General features: G+C 60.2%; 9 protein-coding genes. 8 read left to right on the top strand and 1 reads right to left on the bottom strand.

Translation table 11 applies throughout. The features are described 5' to 3' along the window. Positions 1-62: 62 nt before the first annotated feature. Positions 63-1,619 carry a nitric oxide reductase transcriptional regulator NorR gene (gene norR / locus ACF8O8_RS27880; RefSeq protein WP_010952043.1) on the bottom strand — a complete coding sequence of 519 codons (1,557 nt, stop codon included), beginning with the start codon at positions 1,617-1,619 and terminating at the stop codon, positions 63-65. A 154-nt stretch (positions 1,620-1,773) separates the two neighbouring features. Between norR and hmpA the strand changes: the two genes are divergently transcribed. The 8 genes from hmpA to alaC all read left to right on the top strand — a co-directional run bounded on the left by hmpA (position 1,774) and on the right by alaC (position 10,840). After that, complete coding sequence (gene hmpA, locus ACF8O8_RS27875) at positions 1,774-2,952, top strand: NO-inducible flavohemoprotein (RefSeq protein ID WP_010952044.1); 1,179 nt, start codon at positions 1,774-1,776, stop codon at positions 2,950-2,952. A gap of 456 nt (positions 2,953-3,408) precedes the next feature. Further along, a complete protein-coding gene (locus ACF8O8_RS27870; RefSeq protein WP_003248609.1) occupies positions 3,409-3,915 on the top strand; it encodes a disulfide bond formation protein B in 507 nt (168 codons plus the stop codon). A gap of 559 nt (positions 3,916-4,474) precedes the next feature. After that, positions 4,475-5,416: a ubiquinol oxidase subunit II gene (cyoA, locus tag ACF8O8_RS27865; protein WP_003248605.1), complete on the top strand. Its 942-nt coding sequence runs from the start codon at positions 4,475-4,477 to the stop codon at positions 5,414-5,416. Between the two features lie 3 nt (positions 5,417-5,419). Beyond that, positions 5,420-7,438: a cytochrome o ubiquinol oxidase subunit I gene (gene cyoB / locus ACF8O8_RS27860; protein ID WP_010952047.1), complete on the top strand. Its 2,019-nt coding sequence runs from the start codon at positions 5,420-5,422 to the stop codon at positions 7,436-7,438. 3 nt (positions 7,439-7,441) lie between these two features. After that, the gene (cyoC, locus tag ACF8O8_RS27855) at positions 7,442-8,065 is read left to right on the top strand and encodes a cytochrome o ubiquinol oxidase subunit III (protein WP_010952048.1); all 624 of its coding nucleotides are present in this window, start codon (positions 7,442-7,444) and stop codon (positions 8,063-8,065) included. Further along, the gene (gene cyoD / locus ACF8O8_RS27850; RefSeq protein WP_003248599.1) at positions 8,065-8,397 is read left to right on the top strand and encodes a cytochrome o ubiquinol oxidase subunit IV; all 333 of its coding nucleotides are present in this window, start codon (positions 8,065-8,067) and stop codon (positions 8,395-8,397) included. Before cyoC ends, cyoD begins: the two co-directional genes overlap by 1 nt. Positions 8,398-8,408: 11 nt before the next feature. After that, complete coding sequence (gene cyoE / locus ACF8O8_RS27845; protein WP_003248596.1) at positions 8,409-9,296, top strand: heme o synthase; 888 nt, start codon at positions 8,409-8,411, stop codon at positions 9,294-9,296. Positions 9,297-9,631: 335 nt separating this feature from the next. Further along, positions 9,632-10,840 (top strand): alanine transaminase, encoded by a 1,209-nt coding sequence (gene alaC / locus ACF8O8_RS27840; protein WP_012051226.1) that lies wholly within the window; start codon positions 9,632-9,634, stop codon positions 10,838-10,840. Positions 10,841-10,944: the final 104 nt, after the last annotated feature.

Here is a 10,944-nt window from a genome sequence, read left to right as displayed (position 1 = left end):
TATAGCAGCCGGTGGGGAAGCAACCAGATGGCTTTCTGGGTTAATCCTTTGGTAGAAAAGCCTCAGCGAAGCCCTAGCCTGCGGGCCAAACGGCTCAGGTTTGCGCGGTCCAGACCGAGTTCCCGGGCCGCTGCTGCCCAGTTGTCCTGATGCCGCTGCAGGCAGGCTTCGATCACCTGTCGCTGGTAACTATCGACGGCTTCACGCAAGCCGCCTTCAGGCGGTGTGACCACTTGCAGCGGTGCAGCGGGGGAGGGCAGCGTGCCTGGCGTGGTTGCCGACACACGCAGGTCCAGGTCGATGGCTTCGAGGGTGAGGATACGTGGCCGATCAGGGTGCTGGCCCAGCGCCTTGAGTGCCGAGCGGCCGATCAGGTGTTCCAGTTCGCGCACGTTGCCTGGCCAGTCGTAGGCGATCAACGCGGCTTGGGCCTCATGGCTCAGGCGCAGGCTGTTCAGGCCCAGCCGTGAACGGTTCTGTTCGAGGAAGTAGCCCGCCAATAGCAGCACGTCTCGCCCACGTTCGCGCAAAGGTGGCACGTGCAGCGGGTAAACGCTGAGGCGGTGATAGAAGTCGGCGCGAAAGTTGCCCGTACGCACCTCGGCAGCGAGGTCGCGGTTGGTAGCGGCGATCAGGCGCACGTCCACCCGGTGCTCGCGGTCCGAACCCAGGCGCTGCAGCTGGCCGCTTTGCAGCACGCGTAGCAGCTTGGCCTGGACCGTCAGCGGCAGTTCGCCCACTTCGTCGAGGAACAGTGTGCCGCCGTTGGCCAGTTCGAATTTGCCGCGGCGCTCGCCATGCGCGCCGGTGAAGGCGCCGCGCACATGACCGAACAGTTCGCTTTCCACCAAGGTGTCGGGCAGGGCGGCGCAGTTGAGGCTGACCAGCGGCTTGTCCGCGCGGCTACTGGCCCGGTGCAGGGCCTGGGCCACCAGCTCCTTGCCGACCCCGGTTTCGCCGGTGATCAGCACGGTCAGGTCGCTGCTGCCGACCAGACGAATTTCCTCCACCAGGCGTTTGTGCGCGGGGCTCTGGCCAATCAGCTCTCTATCCTGGCCGCTGGCCTGGCGGTAGAGCTCGGCGCGATGGTGTTCGTCTTCGGCGCGCAGGGCCAGGTGCTCGATACGCTCGGCCACGGTAACGGTGGCGGCAGCCAGGCTGGCAAAGGCCTGCAGGGCATCCAGCTCCAGGCTCTGGAACTGCCCGGGGGTGAGGGCGTCGAGGGTGACCAGGCCCCATGGGCGCTCATCGACCATCAACGGGCAGCCCATGCAGTCGTGCACTTCAAGGTCGGCATCGGGGGCATTGACCAAACCATCGTAGGGGTCGGGCAGTTCGGAATCGCTGGCGAATCGGGTGGGTTCCGGGCGGCTGAGCAGTATCTGGAAACGCGGGTGCTCGCTGACCCGAAAGCGCCGGCCGAGGGTGTCGGGGCTAAGGCCATCCACTGCAAGCGGCACCAGCCATTCACCATCCAGTCGCAGCAGTGCTGCAGCATCGCACGGCAGCAGGCCACGCATGGCTTGCAACAGGCGGCGGTAGCGTTCCTGGTCGGGCAAATCGCGGGACAGGTCGCTGACCAGGGGCAGGAGGGTGGTGAGCAGTGGCTGTGTAGTCATATGGACTCCTATGGGTCGATATGACTATACGCAGAGGTGGGTCGTTTTGACATGACCTGCATCAAACCCCTGATTTTGCTGGCGATAAAAGTTGGCACGATTGCTGTAATGGCAGGGGCAGTCATTTGAAGCCACAGGCTCAGGAGTTGTTGCAATGCTCAATGCCGAACAACGTGCAATCATCAAGGCCACTGTACCTCTGCTGGAAAGCGGCGGCGAAGCGCTGACCACCCACTTCTACAAGATGATGCTCAGCGAATACCCCGAGGTACGGCCGCTGTTCAACCAGGCCCACCAGGCCAGTGGCGATCAGCCGCGTGCGCTGGCTAACGGCGTGTTGATGTATGCCCGCCATATCGACCAGCTGGAGCAACTGGGCGGCCTGGTCGGGCAGATCATCAACAAGCATGTTGCCCTGCAGATTCTGCCGGAGCACTACCCGATTGTCGGAAGCTGCCTGCTGCGCGCCATCGAGGAAGTGCTGGGCAAGGACATTGCCACCCCTGCGGTGATCGACGCCTGGGGCGCGGCCTATGGCCAGCTGGCCGACATTCTGATCGGCGCTGAAGAAAACCTCTATAAAGAGAAGGAAGAGGCCGAGGGTGGCTGGCGCGGTACCCGTGAATTCCGCCTGGTACGCCGCGAGCAGGAAAGCAGCGAGATCGTTTCGTTCTACTTCGCCCCGGTGGATGGCATGCCGGTGCTCAAGGCAGAACCTGGCCAGTACATCGGTCTGAAACTGGACATTGACGGTGCCGAGCAGCGCCGCAACTATTCCCTGTCGGCGCTGTGCGACGGTAAGGAATACCGCATCAGCGTCAAGCGCGAGGCGGGCGGCAAGGTCTCCAACTACCTGCACGATGAGCTGAAGGTGGGCGATACCCTGCAACTGTTCCCGCCTGCGGGTGACTTCACCCTGGCAGCCAGCGACAAGCCGCTGGTGCTGATCAGCGGAGGGGTGGGCATTACCCCGACCCTGGCGATGCTGCAGGCAGCACTGCAAACCCGGCGCGAGGTGCATTTCATCCACTGTGCGCGTAACGGCGCGGTGCATGCCTTCCGGGACTGGATCGATGGCCTGGCGGCGCGCCATCCACAGCTCAAGCGCTTCTACTGCTATGCCGAGCCGGAAGGTGGCGCTGCGGCCGACGCCGTGGGTTTGCTCAGTGAAGACCTGCTCGCCGAGTGGCTGCCGCAGGAGCGTGACGTGGATGCCTACTTCCTCGGGCCCAAGGGCTTCATGGCGGCGGTCAAGCGCCAGCTGAAGGGCCTGGGGGTGCCGGAGCAGCAGAGCCGCTACGAGTTCTTCGGGCCGGCGGCAGCGCTGGAGTGATGTAGCGCCTGTGCCGGCCTCTTCGCGGGCACGCCCGCTCCCACAGGTATTGCACCGGTCTTGAATGTGGTGCCGTCTCTGTAGGAGCGGGTTTACCCGCGAAGGGGCCGGTACAGGCTTATAAAGTGCTCGTCCCCCCGCTGCAGCACACCTTTCTGCCTATATATAAAGGAAAGATGAAACCGGGCGCTGCACTTTCATCCTTAATCATCCTTTAATCACGGTATCCTTCACTCCCGGGTGTCGAGGGGCTTGCCCCTGCGCGGCACCTGGGCAGCCGTTTTTTTGCCGCCCGGCGTTGAACCGACGTCGTTGCGGCCGGTCTCAGCCACACTGGATAGCCCTGCGCAGTGCTTCCGCGACGCTCCCTCGGCATGCTCACAGGCCATGCCCAGCGTGTAGACTTGCGCCCAGGCAGGCGGACCACGCTGCCACTATCCATCGAAGGAACCGGCAATGAACGAACAAACATCGCGCCTGAATCGGGAACGGCGCTTTCTGGTGCTGTTGGGGCTGATCTGCCTTTCACTGATCGGCGGCGCCCTCTACATGCAGGTGGTGCTAGGCGAGGCACCGTGCCCGCTGTGCATCCTGCAGCGTTATGCGTTGCTGTTCATTGCCGTGTTTGCCTTCATCGCTGCGGCGATGCCCGGGCGCCGCAGCCTGACCTTCTTCGAGGCGTTGGTGGTGCTCAGTGCCATTGGCGGAATCGTTGCGGCGGGCAACCATGTGTATATACTCGCCAACCCCATGGTCAGTTGCGGTATCGATACCCTGCAGCCGATCGTGGATGACCTGCCACTGGCAAAGCTGTGGCCACTGGCGTTTCAGGTCGACGGCTTCTGCAGCACGCCGTATCCGCCGATCCTCGGCCTGTCGCTGGCGCAATGGGCACTTGTGGCGTTCGTGCTGACCGCCGTCCTGGTCCCGCTCGGTATCTACCGCAATCGACGCCAGGCTTAGACAAAAGTCCCGAATTGCATGGGGTCTTTTGCACCGCATGAGAAGAGGGAAAAGTTGCGTACCGCTTGATCCAGATCAACCCGCAGGCCTTGCAGGATGCGGCTTTGAGGCCTATCAAGCGGGGTGCGACAAACTGTCGCGAAGTTGAATTATCGAGCAGCATTGTTGCGGATTCTGTAAAAGACTGTTGCTCAATAAGTCATAGTCAAGGGTTGGCGACCTATCTACAATCGCCCCCAATTTCCGTTCGGCACTGCTTGCGAGTCGCAGGATTGAAGGAAGCCTCAGCGCTCCTTTTTGCTGACTTCGTCAAGTTTCGCCCAACGGCGATACCGGGCGGACACCCCTCCGCGTTTTCCCGCACCAAATGGACTTGGTCTGAAGTACAGGCCTGTTGCCTACGAAACCATAAGCACCGCTAACCCGCTTGAAGCCAAGGTCCTGCAGTCGGACCCCAGGCAGGAGCGAGTACGGGCGCGAAATGCCTCACTTGGCAGGACGAAGTGTTGGCTACCAAAACACAAATTGCATTGAAGCAAGCTGATCTAGAGGTCGTGAGATGAGTAAAAAGCGTTACCCCAGACTGTTTGGCATATTGCCCTTTTTAGGCATGCTTTTACTCAGTGGGTGCAACTGGACCCTGCTCGACCCGAAGGGCCAGGTCGGCATTGAGCAAAAGAACCTGATCCTGATCGCTACCGGCCTGATGCTGCTGGTGGTAATCCCTGTGATCATCATGACCCTGGCGTTCGCCTGGAAGTACCGTGCTTCCAACAAGGCAGCCACCTACACCCCTGACTGGTCGCACTCGACCAAGATCGAGGCCGCGGTATGGATCATCCCGATCCTGATCATCATCGCCCTGGGTTACGTCACCTACCACTCCACCCACAAGCTGGACCCTTATCGTCCGCTGGATTCGGACGTTAAGCCGATTCAGATCGACGTGGTCGCGCTGGACTGGAAGTGGCTGTTCATCTACCCGGAACAGGGCATTGCCACGGTCAACAAGATCGTCTTCCCGGCTAACACTCCGGTCAACTTCCGCGTCACTTCCGACGCCGTGATGAACTCGTTCTTCATCCCGGGCCTGGGCGGCCAGATCTACGCCATGGCCGGCATGACCACCAAGCTGCACCTGATCGCCAACGAAAATGGCGAATTCGACGGTATCAGCGCCAACTACAGCGGTGCTGGCTTCACCGGCATGAAATTCAAGGCTACTGCCACCTCTCAGGAAGACTTCGACAAGTGGGTCGCTGAAGTCAAGCAGTCGCCGAAGAAGCTGGACAAGGCCGAATACGACGCCTTGGCCAAACCAAGCGAAAACAACCCGGTCGCGCTGTATAGCGAGGCTTCGCCTGAGCAGTTCCAGCTGATCGTCGACAAGTACGAAGGCATGAACCGCGGTCGTAGCCACGAAGAAGCAGGCAGCAAAGATCTGGCCACAACCAAGGGTGTGGAATCGAGTATGCAACCAGCTGCCGGTGCAGAGGAGTAAGAGATGTTCGGTAAATTAAGCCTGGAGGCGATACCCTATCACGAGCCGATAGTCATGGTGACGCTTGCCATGATCGCGCTCGGCGGTATCGCTGTCGTCGGTCTTATCACCTATTTCCGCAAGTGGACCTACTTGTGGAGCGAGTGGCTGACTACTGTCGACCACAAAAAGATCGGCGTGATGTACATCATCGTCGCGATGGTCATGCTGCTGCGCGGCTTTGCCGACGCCATCATGATGCGTACCCAGCTGGCTGCCGCAACCGGCGGCTCCGAAGGCTACCTGCCGCCTGAACACTATGACCAGATCTTCACCGCTCACGGTGTGATCATGATCATCTTCATGGCGATGCCGTTCTTCACCGGCCTGATGAACCTGGCGGTTCCTCTGCAGATCGGTGCACGTGACGTTGCCTTCCCGTTCCTGAACTCCCTGAGCTTCTACCTGCTGCTGGCAGGCGTGCTGCTGGTCAACATCTCGCTGGGCGTTGGTGAATTCGCCAAGACCGGCTGGGTTGCCTATCCGCCGCTCGCGGGCATTCAGTACAGCCCTGGGGTGGGTGTCGACTACTACATCTGGGCGCTACAGCTATCCGGATTGGGTACGACGCTTACCGGCGTGAACTTCCTCGTCACCGTGATGAAGATGCGCGCACCTGGCATGAAACTGATGGACATGCCGATCTTCACCTGGACCTGCACCTGGGCCAACGTGTTGATCGTCGCTTCGTTCCCGATTCTGACTGCTGCACTCGCTCTGCTGACTGTTGACCGTTATCTGGACTTCCACATCTTCACCAACGAGCTTGGTGGGAACCCGATGATGTACGTCAACCTGTTCTGGGCGTGGGGTCACCCTGAGGTTTACATCCTGATCCTGCCGGCCTTCGGCGTGTTCTCGGAAGTAACTTCGACGTTCTCTGGCAAACGCCTGTTCGGCCACCACTCGATGATTTACGCATCGGGCGCGATCGCCATCCTCGGCTTTGCTGTATGGCTGCACCACTTCTTCACCATGGGTGCCGGCGCCAGCGTCAACACCTTCTTCGGCCTGGCGACGATGCTGATCTCCATTCCGACCGGTGTGAAGCTGTTCAACTGGCTGTTCACCATGTACCAAGGCCGTGTGCGCTTCACCGCACCGATGCTCTGGACCCTGGGCTTCATGGTCACCTTCTCCATCGGTGGCATGACCGGCGTACTGCTGGCCGTTCCGGGTGCTGACTTCGTCCTGCACAACAGCCTGTTCGTAATTGCGCACTTCCACAACGTGATCATCGGTGGCGCGGTATTCGGCTACATCGCCGGTTTCGCCTTCTGGTTCCCGAAAGCCTTCGGCTTCACCCTGAACGAGAAGTGGGGCAAAGCTGCCTTCTGGTTCTGGCTGTCGGGCTTCTACGTTGCGTTCATGCCGCTGTACGCCCTGGGCTTCATGGGCATGACCCGTCGTCTGAACCACTCCGACAACCCACTGTGGGAACCCTACCTGTACGTAGCCGTTGTCGGCGCCGTGCTGATCCTGTTCGGTATCGCTTGCCAGCTGATCCAGATCGTCGTTTCGGTCCGCGACCGCAACCAGAACCTGGACGTGACCGGCGACCCATGGGGCGGCCGTACCCTGGAATGGTCGACTTCTTCGCCACCTCCGTTCTACAACTTCGCTCACATGCCTGAGAAAGTTGGCCTGGACTGCTGGCACGAAGCCAAGGAAGCAGGCGTTGCGTACAAGGCTCCGGCCAAGTACGAAGCCATTCACATGCCGAGCAACACCGCTACCGGTCTGTTCATGGGCCTGTTCCTGACCGTCTTCGGCTTCGCCTTCATCTGGCACATCTGGTGGCTGGTTGGCGCGAGCCTGGTTGCAACCATCGCTGTCTTCGTTCGCCACGCTGCACGTGACGACCAGGGCTACATGGTTCCGGCCGAAGAAGTGGCGCGCATCGAAGGCGAGCGTATGAAAGCGCTGGCCAAAGCAGGTGCTCTGCCTGCCGGCGCACGTGTCGAATCGTTTGAGCGGGTGTAATCAATGTCCAGTCAAGTAATGCACGGCGCTGCTCATGGTCACGACCATGGGCACGACGACCACCACCACGACTCGGGCCAGATGACCGTACTGGGCTTCTGGCTGTACCTGATGACCGACTGCATCCTGTTTGCGTCGCTCTTCGCCACCTACGCGGTGCTGTCCGGCAGTTTTGCCGGCGGCCCGTCGGGTCATGACATCTTCCAGCTCGATTTCGTAGCTGTTGAAACGCTGTTCCTGCTGCTGTCCTCGATCACCTTCGGCTTCGCCATGCTGAAGATGTTCGATGGCAAGAAAGCTGGCGTACTGGGCTGGTTGGCTGTGACCTTCCTGTTCGGTGCAGGCTTCATCGCGATGGAAATCTATGAGTTCCATCACCTGATCAGCGAGGGCTTCGGCCCGCAGCGCAGTGGCTTCCTGTCGGGCTTCTTCGCCCTGGTAGGTACCCACGGTCTGCACGTGACTGCTGGTCTGATCTGGATGGCAATCATGATGTACCAGATCAACAAGCACGGCATCACGCCGACCGCCAAGACCCGCATGAGCTGCCTGAGCCTGTTCTGGCACTTCCTGGACGTGGTCTGGATCTGCGTATTCACCGTCGTTTACCTGCTGGGGGTTCTGTAATGGCTAACGCACACGACACTCATCACGAAGGTAATCACGGCAGCGTCAAGTCGTACATGATCGGTTTTGTACTGTCGATCATCCTGACTGCGATCCCGTTCGGCCTGGCCATGACCGCCAGCCTGCCGAAGAACCTGACCGTTCTGATCATTGTTGCCATGGCTGTGATCCAGGTAGTTGTTCACCTGGTTTACTTCCTGCACATGGACCGCTCGAAAGAGCAACGCAACAACGTTTCGACGTTCCTGTTCACCACCCTGGTGATCGCTCTGCTTGTCGGCCTGTCGCTGTGGATCATGTTCAGCATCCACTTCGAAATGTTGGCCAAGTGAGGTAAGACTGCATGTCCGTTAAGCACTTTATCCAAATCACCAAACCGGGGATCATTTTCGGTAACGTGCTTTCCGTGGCAGGCGGTTTCTTCCTTGCCTCGAAGGGCCATGTGGATTTCGCCCTGTTCCTGGCGGTGGTGATCGGTACTTCGCTGGTGGTTGCGTCCGGATGCGTGTTCAACAACTGCATCGACCGTGACATCGACCACAAGATGGAGCGCACCAAGAACCGTGTCATGGTTCAGGGCGGCATGTCGCTGCCCCTCGCGCTGATCTACGCCACCCTGCTCGGGGTGGCGGGTTTCAGCCTGCTGTATGTCCAGGCCAACCCGCTGTCTGCGTTCTGCGCACTGATTGGCTTTGTCGTCTACGTCGGTTTCTACAGCCTGTGGCTGAAGCGTAAATCGGTGCACGGCACCCTGGTCGGCAGCCTGTCGGGTGCCATGCCTCCGGTGATCGGCTACTGTGCCGTGAGCAACAGCTTCGACCTGGCTGCGGTTACCCTGCTGGTGATGTTCAGCCTTTGGCAGATGCCGCACAGCTTTGCCATCGCGATCTTCCGCTTCAAGGATTACAGCGCTGCCAACATTCCGGTTCTGCCGGTGGCACGCGGCATCCTCGCGGCGAAAAAGCAGATCGTGCTGTACGTGCTGGCCTTCGTGCTCGCCACCCTGATGCTTACCCTCGGCGGTTACGCCGGCCTCGGTTACCTGGCCGTGGCTGCTGCCATGGGCCTGTACTGGCTGTACATGGCCTGGGGTGGTTACAAGGCCGAGGACGACAGCAAGTGGGCCCGCAAGGTGTTCGGCTTCTCCATCCTCACCGTCACTGCCCTGAGCGTGATGATGGGTGTGGACAGCCAGACCGCTGCGGACGTGCTGATGACCTACGCACGCTGAAACTGCTGCCTGTTTCACGAAAACCCCGGCCTCTGCGTCGGGGTTTTTTTATGGGTTTTTTCTGTGCCAGTCTCTTCGCGGGCAAGCCCGCTCCCACAGTTATTTCGCAGGTTTTGCATGTGGCGCGGTCCCGGTGGGAGAGGGTTTGCCCGCGAAGATGCCAGCACAGGGAAATATAAATTTCATATTTTCAAATAATAGATCTGAAAAGATCTAATAAAACAGGAAATTATCCTTTACATGTATCCTGTCTCGGGATTATCTTCTGATTCAGGCCGCCACATCGGCCAGCGTCGCTCGGACGGTTCCGGGCGCTTACGTACTCAGAGGAAGCCATGGCCAACCCAGGTTCGCCGCGCCGCTTTGCGCGCATCGATCGTCTCCCCCCCTACGTCTTCAACATCACCGCCGAGCTCAAGATGGCTGCCCGCCGTCGTGGCGAGGACATCATCGACCTGAGCATGGGCAACCCCGATGGCGCCACCCCGCCGCACATCGTCGAGAAGCTGGTACAGGTCGCCCAGCGTGAAGACACCCACGGCTACTCCACCTCGCGCGGCATCCCCCGCCTGCGCCGGGCCATCTCCAACTGGTACAAGGACCGCTACGAGGTCGACATCGACCCGGAAAGCGAAGCCATCGTCACCATCGGCTCGAAAGAGGGCCTGGCCCACCTGATGCTGGCCACCCTCGACCAGGGCGACACGGTGCTGGTGCCCAACCCCAGCTACCCGATCCACATCTACGGCGCAGTGATCGCCGGTGCCCAGGTGCGTTCGGTGCCGCTGGTGCCGGGTGTGGACTTCTTCAACGAGCTTGAGCGGGCCATTCGCGAGTCCATCCCCAAGCCGAAGATGATGATCCTGGGCTTCCCGTCCAACCCGACCGCCCAGTGCGTGGAGCTGGACTTCTTCGAGCGCGTGGTGGCCCTGGCCAAGCAGTACAACGTACTGGTGGTGCATGACCTGGCCTATGCCGATATCGTCTACGACGGCTGGAAAGCCCCATCGATCATGCAGGTGCCGGGTGCCAAGGACATTGCGGTGGAGTTCTTCACCCTGTCCAAGAGCTACAACATGGCAGGCTGGCGCATCGGCTTCATGGTCGGCAACCACGAGTTGGTCAGCGCCCTGGCACGGATCAAGAGCTATCACGACTATGGCACCTTCACCCCGCTACAGGTTGCAGCCATTGCCGCGCTGGAAGGCGACCAACAGTGCGTGCGCGACATTGCCGAGCAGTATCGCCAGCGCCGTAACCTGCTGGTAAAAGGGCTGCACGAACTGGGCTGGATGGTCGAGAACCCCAAGGCGTCGATGTACGTGTGGGCGAAGATCCCGCCGGAGTATGCACACCTGGGTTCGCTGGAGTTCTCCAAGAAGCTGCTGGCTGAGGCCAAGGTCTGCGTGTCGCCGGGGATCGGCTTTGGTGACTATGGGGACGACCATGTTCGCTTTGCGTTGATCGAGAACCAGGACCGTATTCGCCAGGCCATCCGCGGGATCCGGCAAATGTTCCGGGCTGATGGTTTGGCTCGCAAGTAAGCCCATTGGGGCTGCGAAGCAGCCCCAACTGCCTCTTGGGTGAGTTTTCCGCCTGCCTTCTGGTTACCCGTACGCCTACCGTCAGCACTCATTTCTCACCAAAG

The organism is Pseudomonas sp. TYF_14 (assembly GCF_043105275.1).
Taxonomy (GTDB): domain Bacteria; phylum Pseudomonadota; class Gammaproteobacteria; order Pseudomonadales; family Pseudomonadaceae; genus Aquipseudomonas; species Aquipseudomonas alloputida.
The sequence above is the reverse complement of the archived record's forward strand: the minus strand, read 5'-3'. Positions and strand labels throughout refer to the sequence as shown.

Coding starts and splice junctions, on each gene's coding strand:
- norR (WP_010952043.1), bottom strand. CDS start 1,619: ATGACTACACAGCCACTGCTCACCACCCTCCTGCCCCTGGTCAGCGAC.
- hmpA (WP_010952044.1), top strand. CDS start 1,774: ATGCTCAATGCCGAACAACGTGCAATCATCAAGGCCACTGTACCTCTG.
- ACF8O8_RS27870 (WP_003248609.1), top strand. CDS start 3,409: ATGAACGAACAAACATCGCGCCTGAATCGGGAACGGCGCTTTCTGGTG.
- cyoA (WP_003248605.1), top strand. CDS start 4,475: ATGAGTAAAAAGCGTTACCCCAGACTGTTTGGCATATTGCCCTTTTTA.
- cyoB (WP_010952047.1), top strand. CDS start 5,420: ATGTTCGGTAAATTAAGCCTGGAGGCGATACCCTATCACGAGCCGATA.
- cyoC (WP_010952048.1), top strand. CDS start 7,442: ATGTCCAGTCAAGTAATGCACGGCGCTGCTCATGGTCACGACCATGGG.
- cyoD (WP_003248599.1), top strand. CDS start 8,065: ATGGCTAACGCACACGACACTCATCACGAAGGTAATCACGGCAGCGTC.
- cyoE (WP_003248596.1), top strand. CDS start 8,409: ATGTCCGTTAAGCACTTTATCCAAATCACCAAACCGGGGATCATTTTC.
- alaC (WP_012051226.1), top strand. CDS start 9,632: ATGGCCAACCCAGGTTCGCCGCGCCGCTTTGCGCGCATCGATCGTCTC.